We start from the raw sequence: 20,622 nt of genomic DNA, 5'->3' as shown, positions 1-20,622 counted from the left end.
CGGGCACCGACGCGGCCCGGTGCGGCTACGACCCGGCGGGCACCTCGACCTCGACGTACGTCGCGTCACCCAGGCCCCCGGGCGCGACGACGACGCCGCGGACCCGGTAGTCGCCGGCGCGCGGCGCAGCGGGCACGACCTCGAGGTCGTCGGGCCCCGACCCCGCACGGACCGCCACCTGGGCGACCGTCTGCCGGACCCGGAAGACGACGCGACGCGACCGGCCTCCGACCTCGAGGTCGACGGTCAGCCCGTCGGCCGTCGTCGGCAGGACGGGGTCGACGACGAGCGCACCCGACTGCTCGGTGAGGCCGATCACGCCCTGGACGAGCTGGCGCAGGTAGATCCCCGGACCGCTCGAGTAGACCCGCCACCCGCCGCGCACGCCCACGGACCCGTCGCGGAGCTTCTCGAAGTCGCGGGCGAAGCTCGCCCGGTCGGGGAAGTCCGCGTCGCTCGACGAGAAGTACGCGTTGCGCTGCCGGGGCACGGCATGGGCGATGCGGGCGCCGAGGTCGAACGGGCTGATGCGGAGCAGCTCGTCGAGAGCCCGTCCACGGCCCAGCGCGGCGAGCGCCTCGACGTAGCGGATGTGCGCGTGCACGTACATGAGCCCGACCTCGCGCCCGACGTTCGCGGCCTGCTCGGCCCGCAGGAACGTGTGAGGGATCCCCTCGTTGAACGCCGCAGGATGGTCCATGAGCCGCACGCCGTCGGGGAAGAGCAGGTGCTCGACGACGAGGCGCTCGTGCTCCTCGGCCTCCTCCGGCGTGAGGATGCCCGCGAGGATCGACTGGGTCATCGGGATGAGGCGGTACCGCATCCCCGTGCTCGTGTCCCGGGGGTGGATGACGAGCTCGTCGCCGAGCTCGTCGTGCCGCACGTACCCGGCCATGACGCCGTCGACGAGCGCGCGCTCGCGCAGGTCACCGCGCACCGAGGCGGCGAGCGTCGCGGCACGTGCGGACAGGACGTCGTCCCGCCCCGCCGTGGTGCGGGCCAGGAGGAGCGAGGCCTGCACGAGCAGCGCAGACGTCCAGGTCGAGGCGAGGTTGGTGCGCATCCGCGAGTCCGCCGGCTGCAGGGTGTCGTCCCAGTCGCCCTCGCCGTAGGCGGGCAGCGAGGTGCCGGGGAGCAGGTCCGTCTCGAGGTGGTCGAGGATCCGCGCGACGTGGTCAGCGACCGTGGCGCGGGCGTCCGGACCCTCCGAGGCAGGGCGCCGGTGGGCGTGGTCCCAGAAGGGGACGACCTCGTCGAGGATCTCGAGGTCACCGCTCGCCTCCAGGTACTGGGCGAGGGCGAAGAGCGGCCACACGACGACGTCGCCGTGCGAGGAGTCGTTGTACCGCTCGGCGTAGGCGTCGAACATGAACCACTGCGGGAACCCGCCCCACGTGTGCTGGTGCGCGAGGACCCGCAGGACGATCTGCCGGGCGATGTCGGTGCGGCCACCGGCGAGCGCCAGCTCGAACGGTCCCTGGCACACGTCCCTGGTCCCCCAGGCTGCGCCCGAGTACTGCTCGAGCCCGTGCGGCACGAGGAAGTGGATCAGGGCGTCGTGCGCGTACCACGGCACGAGGAGGTCGAGCTCCTGCGTCGCGAGGTCCGGGTGCGGCTGGAAGCGCAGCCCGCGCACGAGCCCGCGCACCGTCTCGAGATGACCGGCGAGCGTCGCGTCGAGGTCGGCGAGCGGGTCGTGCTCGGGCGCGACCAGGGCGAGCGCCTCCGCGTCGCCGTGCAGCGAACCCGCGATCGCGAGGGTCAGGGCGCCGGAGCCGGACGAGCTGTTCACCCGGTGCGCCGTGGCCCCCTCGAGCACGACGGGGGCGCTCGACGAGACGGCGTAGCGCAGGTCGGGGTAGTGCGTCGCGACGTCGGCGCCCGGGACGGGACGGACGACGAGCGAGGTCTCGGACGTGTGCTCGGCCACCCAGCCGCCGGCCTCGTCATCGAGCTCGAGGGTCGCCGTGACGCCCAGCGCGCGCTCGCAGCGCACGCTCACGTCGACGCGGTCCTGTCGATGATGGGCGACGGTCCGCACGTCGACGCGGCCGAGCGGGGTCTCGTAGAGCCAGCGGACGCCGCCGACGTCGAGCACGAGAGCCGAGGGCACGCCGAGCATCCGAGGGCCTCGGCCGTCGTCGACGAGGACCCGCAGCCCGCTGCTGCGCAGCAGGTTGAGATGGTGGCGGTGGACCGTGGCGAGCCTGTTGGCGGTCGTGTTGCCGAGGACGACGTGCGAGGCGAAGACACCGGGCGCGAACGCGGTGACCGACAGCACCTCGTCGGTGGGCACGACGGCGTCACCGGCCTTGAGGACGTGGCCGTGCGACCGCTCGGTGACGACCTCCTTGCGTCCGTCGACGACGTGCGACCCGCCCGGGGTGAAGAAGGAGAGCAGCGCGCCGTCGGCGTCGCGCTCGGGCAGCAGGACCTCGTCGGACGTCAGCCCGAGCGCGGCGACCAGCCCGGCCTCGTCGAGCTCGTCCCCGGCCAGGAGCGGAGCGTCGCGCAGCACCGAGCCCGTCGTGGGCAGGGGTTCCGCGGTGCGCTCGTCCGCGGCGACGGCGACGGCCGCGGCGGACCAGCCCGCCACCTGGTCGACGTGCGCGTCGAGCGGTCCGCGCGCGTCGACGTCGACCACGGTCACGGCGTGCACCTGGGCCGTTCCTGCGGAGAGGTCGAGGGGCTGCGACACGAGCGTCTGCATCGCGTACTCGTACTGCAGCACGCCCGAGGTGACGGGCCCGAGCAGCCCGTGCGGCACGCCGTCGCGACGTGCCCGCGGGGTGAAGACCTGCAACGAGTCGGTGAGGTGGGCCGCTGCCCCCTCGACGAGGAACGTGACCGCGAGCGGCAGCCTCGGCTGCGCGGACATGGTCTGCCGGCTCACGAGCACGGTCCCGGCGGTGGGGTGCTCGAGCGCGCGGTGCAGCAGGTACTGGCAGACGTACGCCTCGCTCGAGAGCGCGGCCGCGGGCGGCGCGAGGGCGAGGTCCTGGACGTGCACGACGTCGTAGACCGCGTCCACGCGGGCGCCGCCCCCGGCCACGAGGTCGACGCGCCACACGAGGGTCCGGTGGTCCACCGTGAGCGAGACCCGCGACGCCAGCCCGAGCGCCTCGCCGGACCACACGACCCGGTCTGCGGCGGTCTCGACGCCTGTCACGGCGGGCGCGGAACCGGTGAGCTGCGCGGCCTCGACCGTCCCGTCCGTGTGGGTCGCTCGGAGGACCACGCCGCCCGGCATGCGGTCGTGCTCGCCCGGGAGGTACTGGTTGACGAGCAGCCCACCGGTCCGGACGGCGCGCACGTCCCCGCCGACCGTGAGCTCGACGGTCATCTCGCCCGAGGTGAGGGTCGCGCCCGCGGGGGCGGCAGTCATGGCGGTGCTGGTCACGTGGACTCCTGCTCTGTGGTGTGTTCGTCGGTGGTGGTCTCGGCGTCCCGGGCCGGCTGCAGCAGCGCGACGAAGTGGTCGAACAGCGCGACCATGTCGACGTTCTCCGGGTCCAGCAGCCACTGGAGCTGCAGCCCGTCCATGACCGCGGAGAAGAGCTGACCGATCGCCTGCGGATCGACCTCGGGGCGCAGCTCGCCGCGGTCGATCGCGTCCCGGAAGCGGGTGTCGTCCTGGTGGCGCAGCGCCCGGTAGCGGTCCCGGACGACGTCGTGCGCGGGGTGGTTCGGTTCCGTGGCCTCGGCGGCGACGACGACGTGCAGCCCCACGAGCCCCGGCGTCTCGGCGTTGCGACGGACCTGGTCCCGGATGGTGGCCAGCAGGGAGGCCCCGTCGGTCTCCGCCCGGGTCCGGCGCTCGAGGTCACGCCGGTCGCGTTCCTCGATGGTCGCCGTCAGGAGAGCTGCCTTGCTCCCGAAGTGGTGCAGGAGGCCGGCCTCCGAGATTCCCACCCTCGCGGCGATCTCTCGCAACGAGCTGCCGCGGAAGCCCTGCTCGCCGAACACCTCGACCGCGGTCCGCAGGATCTCGCGCCGACGTTGCTCACCGCGCACGAGCCGTCCGTCGGGGCGCTTGCCCTGGTCCGGGGTCTTGGGGGTCTTCGGGGTCGCTGCCGTGTCGGCAGCTCGCGTGCCGGGCCCGCTCTGGGTCATCACCGTCTCCTTCGTCAGGATTTGTCGGTATCCACGGTACGGCTCCGGACACCCCTGGTGAAAAGACTAACCGAGCGCACGCTATGGTAGTTTCGCATCGGCTCAGAGATCGAGCCGAACACTCGATGAGGAGGATTGCTCATGAAGCTCGGACGCAAGGCGGTCGCCGTCGGCATCGTCGGACTCCTGGCACTGACCGCCTGTGGGCGCGCGGACGAAGGGTCGGCCGATCGCCAGACCGGCGGCGCGACCACGACGACCGTGGACGACTCGCCCGCCACCGGCGACATCACCGTCTGGGCCATGGGCGAAGAGGGCGAGAAGCTCCCTGACTTCGTCAAGGGCTTCACGGAGGAGAACCCCGACGCGAAGGTCCAGGTCACCACGATCCCGTGGGCCGACGTCATGACCAAGTTCCAGACGGCGGTCGCCGCCGGCACGGTGCCTGACGCGATCATGATCGGCACGTCGTTCATGCCGACCATGGTGTCCACCGGGGGCCTCGCCCCCGTCCCCGACGGGCTCGTCGACAGCGGCGACTTCGTCGAGGGAGCCGCGGCCTCGACCGTGGCCGACGGCGTCGAGTACGGCGTGCCGTGGTACGTCGAGACGCGCGTCATGTACTACCGCTCGGACCTCGCCGAGGCCGCCGGCGTGGCCGCCCCCACGACCTGGGAAGAGCTCACCGCCTTCGCGCAGGCCATGAAGGCGAACGGTTCCACCTACGGCCTCCAGCTCCCGATGGGCGATGCGGAGGACTCCACGCAGGTCATCCTCCCCTTCTACTCGCAGGCCGGCGGATCGATCTTCAACGAGGCCGGTGACGCCTACGACCTCGACAACCAGGCGATGGTCGACGCGCTCGACTACTACGCCTCGTTCTTCACCGAGGGTCTGTCCCCGCTCTCCGGCTACGGCGACACGCAGAACAGCGCGTTCGTCGACGGCTCCGACCCGGCGTTCATCTCCGGGCCCTGGATGGTCAACGTCCTCGCCGACATGCAGGGCGAGGACTGGGTCGAGCAGAACGTCGCGACCGTGCCCGTCCCCGCGGGGACCGCGAACAACGACTCCTACATCGGCGGCGCGCACCTCGGCGTCTTCAACGAGGCCAAGAACGCCGACGGCGCCTGGAAGCTCGTCCGCTGGCTCGCGGAGCCCGAGACGCAGCAGGAGTGGTACGCCGCGACCAACGACCTCCCGGCCGTCAACAGCGCCTGGGACGACGAGGCCCTGACGGCCAACCCCCGCACCCAGGTCCTCCAGGAGCAGCTCAAGAACACGATCGCCCCGCCGACCGTGCCCAGCTGGGACGAGCTCTCCGCCACGATCGAGACCGAGGCCGAGAAGGTCGCCAACGGTCAGGTCACGGCCGAGGACGCCGCCACGACGATCCAGGCCAAGGCCGACGCGCTCGGGCTCGGCTGGTAACGAACCGTCATGACAACGACCACCGAGGGACGGCGTCGGCGCTCAGTCGGCGCCGTCCACCGGCGACGCCAAGCCGTCGTCGCCTGGCTGTTCGCGCTGCCGTTCGTCGCGGTCTTCTCGGTCTTCATGCTGGGACCGCTGCTCGCATCGTTCGGCATGTCGTTCTCGGATCTCACGATCCGTGACATCAAGACCCCCTTCGCGGTGAACTTCGTCGGCCTCGACAACTTCGCGCAGGTCTTCCAGGACGAGCTGTTCCGCAAGGCGCTCGGCAACACGTTCTTCTTCGTCGTCGTCGGGATCCCCCTGACGATGGCGCTGGGGCTCGCGCTCGCCGTCGCCCTCAACTCGGGCATCGAGAAGTTCCGCAGCGTCTTCCGGGTCGGGTTCTACACCCCCGTCGTGACGTCGATCGTCGCCGTGGCGGTCGTCTGGCGGTTCATCCTCCAGGACTCCGGCCTCGTCAACACCGTGCTGGGCTGGGTCGGCATCAACGGGCCCGACTGGCTCAACGACAGCACCTGGGCCATGCCCTCGATCATCGTCATGGCCGCGTGGCGCAACATGGGCACGCTCATGATCATCTTCCTCGCCGGTCTGCAGGCGATCCCGACCGACGTGTACGAGGCGGCCGAGGTCGACGGCGCCGGCGCATGGCGCCGGTTCCGCTCCATGACGGTGCCGCTCATGCGCCCGACGCTGCTGCTCGGCGCGGTCCTGCTCTCCGTCGGGTTCCTCCAGGTGTTCGAGGAGCCGTTCGTCATGACCAAGGGCGGACCGGTCAACTCCACGCTGACCATCAGCTACTACGTCTACAACCAGTTCGGTTACGGCAACTACGCGTTCGCGTCCGCGGCGGCCTACGTGCTCTTCGCGCTGATCGCCGCCCTCGCCGCGGTCCAGTTCCGCCTGCTGCGGTCGAAGGAGGATTGACATGCCCCACACGTCCTCGCGGGCGACCCCCGCGCCGTCAGGCACGAGCACCATGGTGCGTCGCCCCCGCCGCCCGATCCGCTGGTCGCGCGGCGCCACGTACACCGCGCTCGTCGTCGGGCTCCTGCTGACGCTCATGCCGTTCATCTGGATGCTGCTCGGCAGCTTCAAGACGCAGGGCGAGCTCCTGCAGCGCCCCATCACCTGGTGGCCGGAGAACCCGACGCTCGAGAACTACGAGAAGTGGCTGTCCCAGCTCAACTACGGCCAGTTCTTCATGAACTCGATCGTCGTCGCCGTCGCTGTCGTGCTCGGCAACATCATCTTCTGCTCGATGGTCGGGTACGCACTGGCCAAGATGCGGTTCCCGGGCAAGAAGGTGCTCTTCGCCCTCGTGATGCTGACCCTCATGGTCCCGGGCGTCGTCACGCTCGTGCCGATGTTCGTCCTCGTCTCGAACATGGGGCTCGTCAACACCTACCCGGCGCTCATCCTGCCCTTCCTCGCAGGTCCGCTCGGGGTCTTCCTCATGCGGCAGTTCATCCTCGGGATCCCCGACGCGCTCATCGAGGCCGCGCGGATCGACGGCGCGGGCGAGTTCCGCATCTTCTTCCGGATCGTCCTCCCCCAGTGCGGGCCGCCGCTCGCGACGCTGAGCATCCTCACGTTCCTCGGTTCGTGGAACAACTTCCTGTGGCCGCTCGTCGTCGCGCAGACCGAGAACATGTACACCCTCCCGGTGGCGCTCTCGCTCTACTCGGTCGGCTCCAACGGCACCTACTACGGCCTGCTCATGGCCGGCTCGGTGCTCGTCGTGACCCCGATCCTGATCCTCTTCCTCTTCCTGCAGCGCTACTTCGTGCAGGGCATCGCCATGACCGGCATCAAGTAGGAGATACCCCATGCCTCTCACCTTCCCCGACCCCTTCGTCTGGGGCGCCGCGACGGCAGCCCACCAGATCGAGGGCAACAACGTGAACAGCGACTGGTGGGCGCGCGAGGTCGCGCCCGGCTCGACGCTCGCCGAGCCGTCGCGCGACGCCGCGGACAGCTACCACCGCTACGCCGACGACATCCGGTTGCTGGCCGAGTCCGGCCTCACGTCCTACCGGTTCTCGATCGAGTGGGCACGCATCGAGCCCGCCGAGGGCATGTTCTCGCTCGCGGAGCTCGACCACTACCGCCGCGTCGTGCAGTGCTGCCTCGACCACGGCGTGACGCCGCTGATCACGCTGCACCACTTCACCTCGCCCCGGTGGTTCGCCGAGGACGGCGGGTGGACCGACCCGCGGTCGGTCGAGCGCTTCTCCCGCTACGTGGAGCGTGTGCTGCCGCTGCTCGACGCCGCCTCGCACGTCTTCACCATCAACGAGCCCAACATCCTCGCCATGATGATCACGGCCGCCAAGGGCGAGGAGCAGCTCCAGGCGGGCACCATGCACGCGCCCGACCCCGTCGCGACGCAGCACCTCATCGCGGCCCACCGCCGCGCGGTCGAGCTCGTGCGCACGGTCGGGGTCCCCGTGGGCTGGCCCGTGGCCCCGCAGCAGTTCTTCGCGGACCCCGGTGCCGAGGAGGTCCTGCGGGAGTACGCGTACCCGCGCGAGACCGTCTTCCTCGAGGCCGCCCGCGGCGACGACTTCATCGGCGTCCAGGCCTACACCCGCACCCGCATCACGGTCGACGGACCGCTCCCCGCGCCCGACGACGCCGAGAAGACGCTCACGGGCTGGGAGTACTACCCGCCCGCCATCGCCGAGGCGGCCCGCCTGGGCCACGAGATCACCGGGCTCCCCGTCCTCGTGTCGGAGAACGGCATCGCGACCGCCGACGACGCCCGCCGGATCGACTACACGCGCGGCGCGCTGCGTGCGCTGCGTGCCGAGGTCGAGGCCGGTCTGCCCCTGATCGGCTACCTCCACTGGTCGCTGCTCGACAACTACGAGTGGGGCTCGTTCGCGCCGACCTTCGGGCTCGTCGCCTGGGACCCGGAGACCTTCGAGCGCACGCCCAAGCCCAGCCTCGGCTGGCTCGGTGCGGTCGCCCGCGGCGAGATCTCGCTCGACGACTGACCCGAGGGCGCGCCCTCGGCGCCGACCGGTAGCCGGGCGATCGCCGCGAGCCGCCCGCCGCCAGCCCAGAACGAGGTTGTGGTCGTGATGGAGCCCATCACGACCACAACCTCGTTCTCGGCAGAGCCCCGCGCGGGGACCATCACGTCAGGGCAGTGACCCAAGGATCTCGATCTCACCGGGTGCGACCCCTGCGTCCGGGTGCATCCTGGGAGGAAGGGGTTCCGCCCCGGAGCTCCCGGTCAGGGAGGAGTCGACATGTCCGGTCTCATGCTCGCCAGCAGCGTCGATGCTGCGATCTACGTCCCCACGGGGTCGGGGCCTGCGAACTGGTTCCTGCTGTTCGGGATCGTGCTGGTCGCCGCGATCATCGTCTACATGATCGTCGAGCTGGTCCGCGCCGCGCACGACCGGCATCTTCCGCCGCACCGGCGCATGTCGCACTAGCGGCCGGGCAGCCCACGTCCCGCACGTGCCGCCGTCGAACGGTCGCCCGTCGGTGCGTTCCGCCCGGGCGAGCGCCCGCCGAGATAGAACGTGGTGCGCGAGGTAGAACGCGGTACGCACTACCTCGCGCACCACGTTCTACCTCGCGTCTCCCCGCACGGGCACAGTACCTCTCACTCACGGGCGCAGCCGCCGAGCCCTCCCCGCGCGGAGTCGGACCGCGGTCAGCCCAGCGTCGTCGGAAGCCCCGCGGCCCCCTCGCCCGGGGCCTCGCCCAGCACGCGCTCCGCGAGGAACGCCTGCACCACCTGGTACCAGACGATCGAGTGCTGCGGCTGGAGCACCCAGTGGTTCTCGTCGGGGAAGTACAGGAAGCGGTGGTCGGTGGTCCCGTCCGCCGCCGCGGGCAGGCCCGACGCCGACAGCAGCTCGTACCAGAGGCGCAGCCCCTCGCCGATCGGGACGCGGTAGTCCTTGTCACCGTGGATCACGAGCATGGGCGTCACGATGTCCGCCACGAACCGGTGCGGGGAGTGCTCGGTCGCCATCTCGGGCGTCATCTCGCGCTGCCAGTAGTAGCCCGCGTCCGTCGTCGGGCCGAACTGGTCCAGCGCCCACAGGCTCGCGTGCGTGACGATCGCCTTGAACCGGTCCGTGTGGCCCGCGACCCAGTTCGCCATGTATCCACCGAACGACCCGCCCATCGCGGCCGTGCGGGTCTCGTCGACCTCGGGCAGCGCCTCGGCCGCGTCGGTGATCGCGAGCAGGTCGGTGTACGGGGCCGCGCCCCACGACCCCCAGCCGCGCTGCACGAAGTCCTGGCCGTAGCCCGTGGACAGCGCCGGGTCCGGGAGGAGGACCGCGTACCCCTGGGCCACGAGGATCCACGGGTTCCAGCGCCAGCTCCACGCGTTCCACGAGCCGAGCGGTCCGCCGTGGATCCACAGCAGCAGCGGCGCGGGGTTCTCGGCGCTCGCACCGTGCGGCAGCGCGAGCCAGCCGCGCACGCGGACGTCGTCCGACGCGGCGGTCTCGATCTCGGTCAGCGTCCCGGGCAGGTCGGGGCTCGCGACCGGGCCGCGCAGCGGGGTCGCCGCGACGGGCGTGCGCTCGTGCACGGGGGCCGCGAGGAAGTCCGCGAGCTCGATCCGCACGGGGTGCGAGGGCTCGAGGTAGCTCACGCGCTGGGCGTAGGCGGCCGAGGCGTCGGGCGCGATGCGGACGTCGGTGAACATCGCGTCGTCCGCGGTCAGACGGGACACCGTGCCGTCGTCGCCCGTCCCGTCGGGCGTGAAGGCGACGTGGAAGACCGGGCCGCGGCCGTCGTCGTCGGCCGTGACGAGCAGGCCCGAGCCGTCGGGCAGCCACGCGGCCGAGGTGGGCCAGCGGTCCCAGCTCGCGGCGAGCGAGCGCAGGCCGTGGTTGGCTCCGTCGCTCGGGTCGCCGTCGGACCCGTCGCCCGCACGCAGCGGGACGACCGCGAGACTGTGCTCGGGCGCGGCCTGCGGGGTCGTGATGGTCTCGCGGACGAACACGACCCAGGCACCGTCGGGCGAGACGACGGGCGAGGACGCCTCGGCCCCGGGCTCGTCGACGAGCGTGCGACGCTCGCCGGTCGCGGTGTCGATCGCGACGAGGATCGAGCGCGCAGACGCCCCCGGTCCGGGGACGGACCAGGAGGTGACGAGCGTGGTGCCGTCGGCGGACAGGTCCGCCGAGTGCTCGCGCAGCGCGGGCCCGACGGCGGAGGTCACGTCGCGCAGCTCGACGCGCCCTGCGGGGAGCTCGGGGACGGCGTCCTCCGCGTCGGTGTCGGCAGGCGCCGGGAGCGGACGGGCCGGCTCGTCGGTCAGGTGCGAGAGGTCGGCGACGAACCGGTGCGGCTCGGACGGCCCCAGGTCGTGGTCCCAGTACCGCACGGGGTACCCCGTGTGGAGGATCGCGGCGACCTTCTTGTCCTTGCGGGCCTTGCGCAGCTCGGCGTCGTGGGCCAGGTCGCGCGCACTGGGCAGGACGTCGACGGCGAGCGAGAGGACGGGCGCGCTGCGCGCGACGAGCGGGGCCGAGACACCGGCCGGGGCCGAGGCGACGATGCGCGCCTCCCCACCGGCGGCGGGCAGGAGCCACAGGGCAGAGGTCGGGTCGCCCTCGGTCGACGCCGAGGCGTCGCTGTCGGGGCGGGCCGACGTGAAGAGCAGGTCGCCCTCGGCCGTGAAGGCGGCGCCGGACTCGCCCTTGGTGCTCCGGGTCAGGCGGCGGGCCGGGGCCTCGCCGGTCGGGTCGACCTCCCACAGCGCCGAGACGTACGCCGTGCGCTTCGCGTCGAGCGTCGACACGCTCGTCACGAGCCGGCGGCCGTCCGGGGACATCACGAGGCCGCCCGTGCGGGGGATCGCGACGTACTGGTCGAGGTCGTGGAAGGGGGTGGTGCCCGGCTGGTGCGGGGCGTTCGCGGAGTCGGTGGTCACTGCACCGTCCTATCACGACAGTCCGCCCGCGGGGGCTCTCGGTGAGCGCATACTGGACACGTGCCCAAGGTTCCCCTCCCCGCCCTGACCGTGTGCGCCGCCGTCGGGCTTCTCCTGACAGGCTGCGGGTCAGAGCCCGCGCAGGACCTCGACGACACCGTGCTCACGGGCGTGCAGGCCGCAGGCCGCGCCGACGGCGAGCTCGACCTCATCAGCACGACGCACTTCGACTGGCAGAAGGCCGTGATCGTCTGCCCCGGCGACGACGTGACCGAGGTCGCCGAGGCCGCGGGGAGCGACGCCGGGCCGGTCACCGGGGACTTCCCCAACACGGTCGACGTCGGCACGGGCTACCTCGTGTTCGTCAACAACAACGAGGTCGCGCACACCGCGACGCTGCGCCTGGCCCAGGCCGACGTGTGCAGCGAGGACCTCTCGATCTCGAACCGGGTCCTGACCCCCGGGGCCGCGACGCTGCACGTCGCGCGCGGCACGGGGGACGGGTGGGTCGTGACGCGCAGCTGACGGTTGGGCCGGTCCGGCGGCTGCCGAGCACGAGGTTGCGGTCGTTCTCGGCGTCAGAGCGACCGCAACCTCGTGCTCGGCGGTCCCGCGAACGCGCCGACGTCAGGCGTTGAGGCGCGCCACCAGCCCCGGGAGCTCGGCGACCGAGTCGAGCAGGAAGTCGTGCCGCTCGCGCCCCAGGTCCGCGGCGCCGAGCTTGCCCGTGAGCACCCCGACGACCGCCCCGACCCGTGCGTTGACCCCCGCGCGCAGGTCGAGCACGGTGTCCCCCGCGGCGAGCACGCGCGCGACGTCGAGCACCCCCGTGCGCTCCATGTCGCGGTGGATCATGTACGGCGCGGGGCGCCCGAGCGGCACCTCGTCGGCGCAGGTCACGGCGTCGAGCGTGACCTCGGGCGAGAGCCACTGCTCGGGCCCTGCGGCGACCGTCCAGCCGAGCACGTCGAGGATCCCCCGGGTCACCTCGCGCGTGAAGCCCGTGGTCAGCGCGACCTTGACGCCCGCGGCGCGCAGGACCGCGAAGGCCTCGGGTGCGCCGGGGATCGGGGTCGGGGGGTTCAGGAGGTACGCCTCGCGGAGGAGCGCGGTGAAGCGCGCGAACGCGGCGTCGACCGTCGCCTCGTCGGGGGCGCCCACCGGGGTGCGGGGAGAGTCGGCACCGATCGCGAGCAGGGCGGTGATCGCCGCGCGCTTCTCGGCTCCCATCCAGTGCTGGATGTCCGACGACGTCGCACCGCTCCCGTGCTCGAGGACCGCCGCGTGCAGCGCCTCGTAGACCGCGCCGCCCTCCTCGACGGTCGTGCCCGCGATGTCGAGCGCGACGAGCTCGATCGCGAGGGGCGGGCGGGCGGTGGTCGTGGAGGTGCTGGTCGTGCTGGTCATGCGGAGGGCTCCTGGTTCGGGTCGGTGTCGGCAGGGTTGTCGGCGAAGGGAGCTGCGTCTGCCCGACCGGCCGTGGGCGACACGAGCGACGCCGCGGCGGCCGACGCCGTCGGGAAACGGACCATCGAGAGCGACGTGTCCTGGGTGTTGTCGATCGTGAAGGCCGCGAGCTCGGGCAGGTAGCGGTCGTCGGCGTACTCGACCGGGACGCCTGCGGCGTTGCGCGTGGTGCGGCGCTCGCGCAGCAGCGGGGCGCCCACGGCGACCTCGAGCAGGTCGGCGTCGGTCTCGTCGGCCGCGACCGCGTCGATCACGTGGCGGGCGGCGTGCAGGTCCGCGCCGCGCGAGATGAGGTGGTCGTAGATCGACCCCGTGTCCGGGTCGAACTCGAAGATGAGGCGTCCGACGGGCTCGATGAACGTGTCGCGCTCGACCATCGCGGGGACGCCGTCGAGCAGGCGCAGGCGCAGGACCTCGACCACGGGCGTGCCCTCCTCGAGGCCCAGCGCGTCGGCGGCGACGCCGTGCACGCCGCGCCGCGCGACCTCGACGGTCCGCTGGCCGGGCACGCGTCCCACCCCCGCGGCCCAGCGGCTGAACGACAGGAACGTCTCGAAGGGCTGCGGGACCGCGCGCGAGCGCACGACCGGCGGGCGTCCCTGCCCCCCACCGATGAGCCCTTCGCTGCGCAGGGTCCCGAGCGCCTGCCGGACCGTGCCGCGCGAGATCGAGAACTCGGCGCACAGCGCGGACTCCGACGGCAGGGAGTCTCCGATCGCGTACGTGCCGGACACGATCCGACGGCGCAGCTCACCCAGCACGTGCTGGTGCAGCGGGCCGTGGGGCGGGTGGGCGGCCTGGGCCGACCGGGCCGCGTGCGGCGGGCGGGACGGGACGCCCGCCCCGGGCGGCGGGGCGGCGGGCGGGGACGACGAGGACGGTGCCATGACTTGACCATACAGGCGCTCGTTCCGCGCTGGAGCGCGCACCGGGTGACGGTCGGATGAACCCGGAACACAGGGCGCCAACCGCAGGTGAACACTCTGGAAACTTGTCTGGACAAGTCCCGGAATCGCTTGATCGTGGCTCCACGATCACGGCAGTGTCCGTGTCGTGAGCAGCACACCATCGCCGTCCCGGGCCACCTCGACCGGCGCCGCCGGTCCCCGTACCGTCGGCCCCAGCGCCGCCTCCCGCACCGGGGGCACCCCGTCCATCACGCCGTCCGGCCGGCCGACGAGACACCCCGGCACGACCGGCCGCACCGGGCCGGACCTTCCCGCCCGCGTCGACCTCGTGGTCGTGGGTGCCGGCATCGTCGGCCTCGCGCACGCCGTCGAGGCCGTCGGCCGCGGCCTGTCCGTCCTCGTGGTCGAGCGTGACGACCGTGCGGTCGGCGCCTCGGTCCGCAACTTCGGGCACGGGTGCTTCACCGCGCAGGACGGCGAGGCGCTCACCTACGCCTTCACGGCCCGCGAACGCTGGATCCAGCTCGCCAAGGAGGCCGACTTCTGGCTCCGCGAGTCGGGCACGGTCGTCGTGGCCCGCGCCGAGGACGAGCAGCAGGTCCTCGAGGACTTCGCCCAGGTCCGCGACGGTCACGCCCGTCTGCTCGACCGTGACGCCGTCCTCGCCCGCGTCCCCGCCAACCCCGACGAGGTCCTCGGCGGGGCGTTCCTGCCCCAGGACATCCGGGTCGACCCCCGGGAGGCCGTCCCAGCGATCGCCCGCTGGTACGCCGAGCAGCGCGGCGCCCACGTCGCCTGGTCCACCACGGTCCAGGGCTTCGAGGCCGGCAGCGGCGTGACCCTCGTGCGCACCTCCCGGGGCGACGTCGTGGCGACCAAGGTGATCCTCGCCGTCGGGCACGACGTGGACCGGTTCTTCCCCGAGACCGCCCGCACCGCGGGCGTCCAGCGCTGCACGCTCCAGATGCTGCGCGTCGACGCCCCCGCAGGCGCGGCCGGCGGACCGCGCGAGATCGACCCCGCGATCCTCACGGGCACCTCGATGCTCCGCTACAACGGCTTCCGCCTCTCCCCCGCGCTCACCGCCGTCCGCGAGCGCCTCACGGCCCAGCACCCCGCCCTGATCGACGCCGCGGTCAACCTCATGGTCACCCAGCGCCCCGACGGGACGCTCACGCTCGGCGACACGCACGCCTACGCGACCACGCCCGGACCGTTCCACCCCGAGGCCCTCGACGAGCTCCTGCTCACCGAGGCCGCGCGGCTCTTCGGCACCGGCCCCCTCACGGTCCGCGAGCGCTGGCAGGGCGTCTACGCCTCCGCGCCCGCGCCGTTCCTCAACGCCACGCCCATGCCCGGCGTGCGCGCCGTGTCGGTCACGTCCGGCATCGGCATGACCACCGCGCTCGGGCTCGCCCCGCGCGTGCTCGACAGCTTCCTCTGACAGACCAGCCTCTCTCGCGAACCCCCACACCAGGAGAAGACATGCACCGCAGCCGCACCGGCCAGGCCACCTCCGTCCTCGCCGCCGCACTGCTCCTCGGCACGCTCGGCGCGTGCTCGACCGGCACCGCCGACGCAGGGACCGGCGCCGACGGCGCCGCCTCGGCGACGTGCCCGAACGGCGCGATCCGCTTCGGCATCGAGCCCTACGAGGACCCCGCCAAGCTCGAGCCCGCCTACCAGCACCTCGCCGACGCGCTGTCCGAGAAGCTCGACTGCCCCGTCGAGCTCACGATCGTCGAGGACTACTCGGCCGAGGTCCTCGCCATGGAGAACGGCAAGCTCGAGCTCGCCCAGTTCGGCCCGCTCGGCTTCGTGTTCGCGAGCGAGCGCGCCGACGCCGAGCCCCTCGCGTCGTTCGGCCTCGCCGACGGGTCGCTCTCGAGCTACACCGCAGGCATCTGGGTGCCGGTCGACTCGCCCGTCCAGAGCATCGACGACCTGCCGGGCCACTCGCTCGCGCTCGGGTCGACGGGCTCGACCTCGGGCGACGCACTGCCCCGCTTCGCGATCCTCGACGCCGGTCTCACCGAGTCCGACGTCGAGATCACCTACGCGGGCGGCCACCCCGAGGCGCTGCTCGCCCTGACCAACGGCCAGGTCGACGCCGCGCAGATCAACTCTCAGACGCTCGCGACCGCCGAGCGCGAGGGCACGTTCGACGCGTCGAAGTTCCGCCAGGTCTGGGAGTCCGACCCCATCCCGAACGACCCCATCACGGTCGCCGGCTCGCAGAGCCAGGAGTTCAAGGACGCCGTGCGCGACGCCCTCCTCACGCTCGACACGGCCGACGTCGAGGCCATCGGCGCTTTCCTCGACGTCGACCCGGCGGGCCCGCTCGTCGAGGTCGACGTCGACACGTACAAGCCGCTGTTCGACCTCGCCACGACGCTCGGGCTCACGTCCGACGACGTCTGACCCTCACGGACGCGCGCGGGGTGGTCGACGGGTCGACCAGGCCCGGCGACCGCCCCGCACGTCCCGTCCGGTCGGCCGCGACCCCGGTCGACCGCCCTCTCTCCCCCGCGGGCTCGCGTCCCGCACCAGCAAGGAGTTGTTCCAGATGGCTTCACACCACGGCGCGGTCGGGCTGGGCTCGCCGCGCGCGCCCGGTCCGGTCGGGGGCGTCCTGCACCTGCCCGACGGCGTCCGCTCGCCCGGGCTGCACGTCCGGGACCTGCGGGTCCAGTTCAGCACCCGCTCCGAAGCGGGTGAGAACGTGCTGCGCAGCGCGGTCGACGGCATGGACCTCGACGTCGCGGCGGGCGAGCTCGTGGCGATCCTCGGCGCGAACGGGTGCGGCAAGTCGACCACGCTCAAGTCGGTGATCGGGCTCGCGCCCGTGACGTCGGGCGAGGTGTGGGTCGACGGCGAGCAGGTGCACCCTCACCACAGGTCGTCGGCCGCGGACCAGCACGAGGCCCGACGACGGGTCGCGATGATCTTCCAGCAGGTCAACCTCGTGCGGCGGCGCACGGTGCTCGACAACGTGTGCGCCGGCGCGCTCGGGCGGCTGCCCCTGCGGCAGTCGCTCGTCGCGTCCCTGTTCCCCCACGACCTGCGGGCCGAGGCCATGCTGTGCCTCGACCGGGTCGGCCTGGCCGACCGCGCGCTCGACCGGGTCGGCCAGCTCTCGGGCGGTCAGCAGCAGCGCGTGGCCGTCGCCCGGGCCCTGTGCCAGCGGGCGAGCGTGCTGCTCGCCGACGAGCCGACGTCGGCGCTCGACCCCGCGGCCTCGACCCAGGTCATGGAGCTCCTCGCGACGCTCGCGCACGACGAGGGCCTGGCCGTCGTCGCCGTGCTCCACGACCCCGAGCTCGCGCGCGAGCACGCCGACCGCCTCGTCGGGATGGTCGCCGGACGCGAGCAGCTCAACGGTGCGCCGGACGCCGTGGCGCGCGACGCCGTCGAGCACCTGTACGCGGCGGCCGCTGCGACCGCTGCCGCCCCGACCAGTGACCGCCCGATCACCGGAACGAGGATCCCCGCATGACCGCCACGGCCCCCGCCCGCTCGCCCCGGCCCCCGCGCGGCGCGGCCCGCGACCGCACCGACGGCCCGTCGCGCGAACGGCTCTCGCACGTCGTCGTGCCCACGGCCCACCGCTCGGGCCGGCAGGTCACGACCTGGGTCACCGCCGGTGCCGTGCTGCTGGGGCTGCACGTCCTCGCCTGGCAGGGCACGGGCTTCTCGATCAGCGCGCTCGTGGGCGGCTGGGAGGGCATGGCCCGGTTCGTCGGCGAGGCGTTCCCGCCCGACCTCGACTGGTCGACCGTCGTGGCCCCCGGCCTCCAGGCCACGCTCGTGACCCTGTGGATCGGGCTCCTCGGGACCACGCTGTCCATCCCGCTCTCGCTGCTGCTCGCGGTGCTCGCCGCGCGGGGCAGCACCCCCGGGTCGTTCTGGTACCAGGGGTCGCGCGCGATCCTGTCGTTCTTCCGCGCGGTGCCCGACGTCGTGTTCGCCCTGATCTTCGTGACCGCCGTGGGGCTCGGACCGTTCGCGGGGGTGCTCGCGCTCGTCGTCCACAACACGGGCGTCATGGGCAAGCTCTGGGCCGAGGCCATGGAGGAGATCGACCCCGGGCCAGCCGACGCGCTGCGCACCAACGGCGCGGGCCGGACCCAGGTCGTCACGCACGCCGTGCTGCCCGCGGTCGTACCCCAGTTCCTGGGCCTGCTGCTCTACCGGTTCGACGTCAACGTGCGGTCCTCGCTCGTGCTCGGGCTCGTGGGCGCGGGCGGGATCGGGTTCCTCATCAACAAGTCGATCAAGCTGTTCCGGTTCGACGAGATGCTCACGTACATCCTCATGGTGCTCGTGCTCGTGTGGGTCGTGGACCGGTTCTCGTCGTGGGCCAGGGCGCGGATCGCGGTGTGATCCTCCTCGGTGCCGCTCCGCCCCTGGTGCCCGCCGGTGGTACTCGGTGCCGGTCGGTGCCGAGCACGAGGTTGCGGTCGTTGTCCGATGGATAACGACCGCAACCTCGTGCTCGACCGCACGGAACCTCGTGCTCACGACCGACGCCAGCCGCTCCTCCTTTCACGGGCAGCTCTCCCCATGGGAGAGATACCTCCTCGCGACCGATTCTCTGAGAAGGTGTGAGCGATCCCCACCCTCGATCGGAGCTCCTCCATGCGCACATCCGTGCACCGCACGATCACGGCGACCGTGCTCGCCGTCACCCTGGTCTCCCTGACCGGCTGCTCGCTCCTCCCGGGAGGCGAGCCTGCGCCGTCGGGCACGGCGAGCCAGGCCGGTGACGAGCCGGGCACGAATGCCGAGCCCGTCGCGGCGCCCAGCGTCTCGCCGGTCGACCCGGACGCCGTGGTCCTCGACGAGACGCTCGACGTCCCCGGTCGCCCCGGCGACACCATCCGCGTCGGCATCGAGTCGCTCACCGTGCGGGGCGACCTCACCGAGCTGCGCGTGATCTTCACACCGACCGCCTCGGCCGACGACGGCGGCGAGCGCAGCGTCTACGAGCTCACCGGGGCCACCTCGGTCGATGCCGCGCTCGTCGACCGCGAGAACCTCAAGAAGTACGTCCAGCTCGTCGACGAGAACTACGACGCGATGGGCTCGAGCATCTTCACGACGACGGCGGTCGGGGGCGAGTCGATCCGCTGGACCGCGGTCTTCGCCGGCCTCGAGGACGACGTCGCGACGCTCGACGTGCGCATCGTCGACTCGTGGCCCACGTTCGAGAACGTCCCGGTGACACGATGAGGCCCGCACGCGCCGTGCTCGGCCTCACGGTCGCAGCGCTGCTGCTCGGAGCGCTCCCCGCGTCCGCGACCATCGACGCGCCGGCCGAGTTCGACATCACGACCATGCCCGAGCCCACCGCCGAGCAGATCGCCGAGTCCGTCTCCCACTTCACGACCGAGGGCAGCGTCCAGACGATCGACACGGTCGAGACCCAGGGCGAGGAGACCGTCATCACGCTGACCTCGGACATCCTCTTCGAGGTCGACGGCGCCGAGGTGTCCCCTGCGGCCGCAGCGGCCGTCGCCGGGCTCGTCGCGAACGTGCCCGACGGCGCGACCCTCTCGGTCCACGGCCACACCGACTCGGTGGGCGACGACGCGCACAACCTCGACCTCTCGCTGCGGCGGGCACAGGCCGTCGGTGCCGCGGTCAGCGCGTCGAGGCCCGACCTGGTGCTCGACGTCCAGGGCTTCGGCGAGACGCAGCTCAAGACGCCCGAGGAGGGCGACGACCCGGGGCCGGCGCGCGCCGAGAACCGTCGCGTGGAGCTGCGGTTCAAGGGCTGACGTGGTTCGGGTGCCGAGCACGAGGTTGCGGTCGTTATCCGGCGGATAGCGACCGGAACCTCGTGCTCGACCGCACGGAACCCCGTGCTCGCGCGAGGAACGCTCGAACTTCAGCCCCCACGTGACCAGCGCTCCTCAGGTCCCGCGCCGTGAACCGGAGCACGTCGACCCCACGCGAGGCGACGAGGCGGTTCTGACGCCGCCGGTCGTGGAACAACGCCTCCGGCGCCGCGTGAACCTCCGCGCCGTCGATCTCGGCGATCAACCAGCGACCGCCGGGCAGACGCCAGCCCAGGTCGCCCCGGGCCAGGAACTCTCCCGCGTCGTCGGCGATCACGACCTGCAGGTCGTCGGGCACGACCCCTGCGTCCTGGCAGTCGAGGCGCGCGAACGTCTCGAGCGGTGACTCGGCGCGACGGTCGCTGAGCTCCCACCACGAGTGCGTCCGCGCCACGCCCCGTCGACCGCGGGCCTGGTCGTGCGCACGCGCGAGCCCCCGACCGTCGAGCAGCCCTCGTTGCTGCGCGCTGTCCATCAGCGCCACCGCGTGGCGCCGGTCGAGCTCGGGGACCGCCTGAGCAAGCGCCCAGTCCGGCGTCGCCACGTACCTGCCGTCGATGCGCTGCACCGTCATCCCGTCGTCGAACTGCCGCAGCAGGACACCGTCTCGCGACCTGGTCTCGCGTGCTCCGGGCAGCGCCGCCTGAGGCGTGATCCGCCACGGGAGGCCCTGGACCCCGAGCAGGGCCAGCGCGCACGGCCCGACGGCGATGGCGTCCGGCCCGAAGGTCAGCAGACCGGCCCACGCGGCACGCCTCCGCAGGTGCTCCGGCACACCCGGTCCCGCCCGGCCGGCTGGAGGGACCGGGTCGGTGTCGTAGACCCCACGCGTCACCCGAACCCAGGACCGTTGCTCGACGAGCCGCGACCGTCGAGGCGACCGGACCCCGTGCTCGTCGCACTGCGCTGCCGACACCAGTCCCTCCTGGCGCCGAGCGACGTG

18 protein-coding genes are annotated in these 20,622 nt (G+C 72.6%); 12 read left to right on the top strand and 6 right to left on the bottom strand.

The features are described 5' to 3' along the window. Window positions 1–25 precede the first annotated feature (25 nt). Both ASE27_RS00680 and ASE27_RS00675 read right to left on the bottom strand, forming a co-directional pair. On the bottom strand, window positions 26–3,400 hold the full coding sequence (locus tag ASE27_RS00680; protein WP_056644650.1) for a GH36-type glycosyl hydrolase domain-containing protein: 3,375 nt from the start codon (window positions 3,398–3,400) through the stop codon (window positions 26–28). Continuing rightward, window positions 3,397–4,113, bottom strand: a complete 717-nt coding sequence (locus ASE27_RS00675) for a TetR/AcrR family transcriptional regulator (RefSeq protein WP_082608358.1) — start codon at window positions 4,111–4,113, stop codon at window positions 3,397–3,399. Before ASE27_RS00675 ends, ASE27_RS00680 begins: the two co-directional genes overlap by 4 nt. Before the next feature lie 141 nt (window positions 4,114–4,254). Here ASE27_RS00675 and ASE27_RS00670 point away from each other — a divergent pair, with 141 nt between their 5' ends. The 5 genes from ASE27_RS00670 (at window position 4,255) to ASE27_RS00650 (ending at window position 8,996) form a co-directional block, all read left to right on the top strand. Further along, complete coding sequence (locus ASE27_RS00670) at window positions 4,255–5,544, top strand: extracellular solute-binding protein (RefSeq protein WP_056644649.1); 1,290 nt, start codon at window positions 4,255–4,257, stop codon at window positions 5,542–5,544. A gap of 9 nt (window positions 5,545–5,553) precedes the next feature. Then, a complete protein-coding gene (locus ASE27_RS00665; RefSeq protein WP_056644645.1) occupies window positions 5,554–6,477 on the top strand; it encodes a carbohydrate ABC transporter permease in 924 nt (307 codons plus the stop codon). A 1-nt stretch (window position 6,478) separates the two neighbouring features. Beyond that, window positions 6,479–7,369, top strand: a complete 891-nt coding sequence (locus tag ASE27_RS00660; RefSeq protein WP_369800535.1) for a carbohydrate ABC transporter permease — start codon at window positions 6,479–6,481, stop codon at window positions 7,367–7,369. Window positions 7,370–7,379: 10 nt separating this feature from the next. Next, on the top strand, window positions 7,380–8,549 hold the full coding sequence (locus ASE27_RS00655; protein WP_056644642.1) for a glycoside hydrolase family 1 protein: 1,170 nt from the start codon (window positions 7,380–7,382) through the stop codon (window positions 8,547–8,549). Window positions 8,550–8,807: 258 nt separating this feature from the next. Further along, window positions 8,808–8,996, top strand: a complete 189-nt coding sequence (locus ASE27_RS00650; RefSeq protein WP_056644639.1) for a hypothetical protein — start codon at window positions 8,808–8,810, stop codon at window positions 8,994–8,996. A gap of 224 nt (window positions 8,997–9,220) precedes the next feature. Here ASE27_RS00650 and ASE27_RS00645 read toward each other — a convergent pair whose 3' ends face one another. Beyond that, window positions 9,221–11,464, bottom strand: coding sequence for a prolyl oligopeptidase family serine peptidase (locus tag ASE27_RS00645; RefSeq protein WP_056644631.1), 2,244 nt, complete (start codon window positions 11,462–11,464; stop codon window positions 9,221–9,223). Between the two features lie 60 nt (window positions 11,465–11,524). Between ASE27_RS00645 and ASE27_RS00640 the strand changes: the two genes are divergently transcribed. After that, window positions 11,525–11,989 carry a hypothetical protein gene (locus tag ASE27_RS00640; protein WP_056644628.1) on the top strand — a complete coding sequence of 155 codons (465 nt, stop codon included), beginning with the start codon at window positions 11,525–11,527 and terminating at the stop codon, window positions 11,987–11,989. Between the two features lie 102 nt (window positions 11,990–12,091). Here the strand turns inward: ASE27_RS00640 and ASE27_RS00635 are convergent, their stop codons facing one another. Beyond that, window positions 12,092–12,871 carry a phosphonatase-like hydrolase gene (locus tag ASE27_RS00635; RefSeq protein WP_056644624.1) on the bottom strand — a complete coding sequence of 260 codons (780 nt, stop codon included), beginning with the start codon at window positions 12,869–12,871 and terminating at the stop codon, window positions 12,092–12,094. Next, window positions 12,868–13,818 (bottom strand): GntR family transcriptional regulator, encoded by a 951-nt coding sequence (locus ASE27_RS00630; protein WP_082608357.1) that lies wholly within the window; start codon window positions 13,816–13,818, stop codon window positions 12,868–12,870. The genes ASE27_RS00635 and ASE27_RS00630 overlap by 4 nt, the downstream gene beginning before the upstream one ends. Before the next feature lie 166 nt (window positions 13,819–13,984). On the opposite strand from ASE27_RS00630, the gene ASE27_RS00625 reads away from it, so the two are divergent. From ASE27_RS00625 to ASE27_RS00600, 6 genes are all read left to right on the top strand, one after another. Next, window positions 13,985–15,283: a TIGR03364 family FAD-dependent oxidoreductase gene (locus tag ASE27_RS00625; RefSeq protein ID WP_235535316.1), complete on the top strand. Its 1,299-nt coding sequence runs from the start codon at window positions 13,985–13,987 to the stop codon at window positions 15,281–15,283. A 41-nt stretch (window positions 15,284–15,324) separates the two neighbouring features. Continuing rightward, window positions 15,325–16,260, top strand: coding sequence for a phosphate/phosphite/phosphonate ABC transporter substrate-binding protein (locus ASE27_RS00620; RefSeq protein WP_056644618.1), 936 nt, complete (start codon window positions 15,325–15,327; stop codon window positions 16,258–16,260). 145 nt (window positions 16,261–16,405) lie between these two features. Continuing rightward, window positions 16,406–17,335 carry a phosphonate ABC transporter ATP-binding protein gene (locus ASE27_RS00615; protein WP_235534085.1) on the top strand — a complete coding sequence of 310 codons (930 nt, stop codon included), beginning with the start codon at window positions 16,406–16,408 and terminating at the stop codon, window positions 17,333–17,335. Beyond that, window positions 17,332–18,222: a phosphonate ABC transporter, permease protein PhnE gene (gene phnE / locus ASE27_RS00610; RefSeq protein ID WP_082608356.1), complete on the top strand. Its 891-nt coding sequence runs from the start codon at window positions 17,332–17,334 to the stop codon at window positions 18,220–18,222. Before ASE27_RS00615 ends, phnE begins: the two co-directional genes overlap by 4 nt. A 255-nt stretch (window positions 18,223–18,477) precedes the next feature. Then, entirely contained in the window at window positions 18,478–19,071 is a 594-nt protein-coding gene (locus ASE27_RS00605) for a hypothetical protein (RefSeq protein ID WP_056644615.1), read from the top strand. Beyond that, window positions 19,068–19,619 (top strand): OmpA family protein, encoded by a 552-nt coding sequence (locus tag ASE27_RS00600; protein ID WP_157257327.1) that lies wholly within the window; start codon window positions 19,068–19,070, stop codon window positions 19,617–19,619. Before ASE27_RS00605 ends, ASE27_RS00600 begins: the two co-directional genes overlap by 4 nt. 34 nt (window positions 19,620–19,653) lie before the next feature. Here the strand turns inward: ASE27_RS00600 and ASE27_RS00595 are convergent, their stop codons facing one another. Beyond that, window positions 19,654–20,454 carry an endonuclease domain-containing protein gene (locus ASE27_RS00595; protein ID WP_235535315.1) on the bottom strand — a complete coding sequence of 267 codons (801 nt, stop codon included), beginning with the start codon at window positions 20,452–20,454 and terminating at the stop codon, window positions 19,654–19,656. Window positions 20,455–20,622: the final 168 nt, after the last annotated feature.

The sequence above is a fragment of the Oerskovia sp. Root918 genome (genome assembly GCF_001428945.1).
GTDB classification, from domain to species: domain Bacteria; phylum Actinomycetota; class Actinomycetes; order Actinomycetales; family Cellulomonadaceae; genus Oerskovia; species Oerskovia enterophila.
Note: the sequence above shows the minus strand (reverse complement) of the source record. Positions and strands in the feature narration are given on the sequence as shown.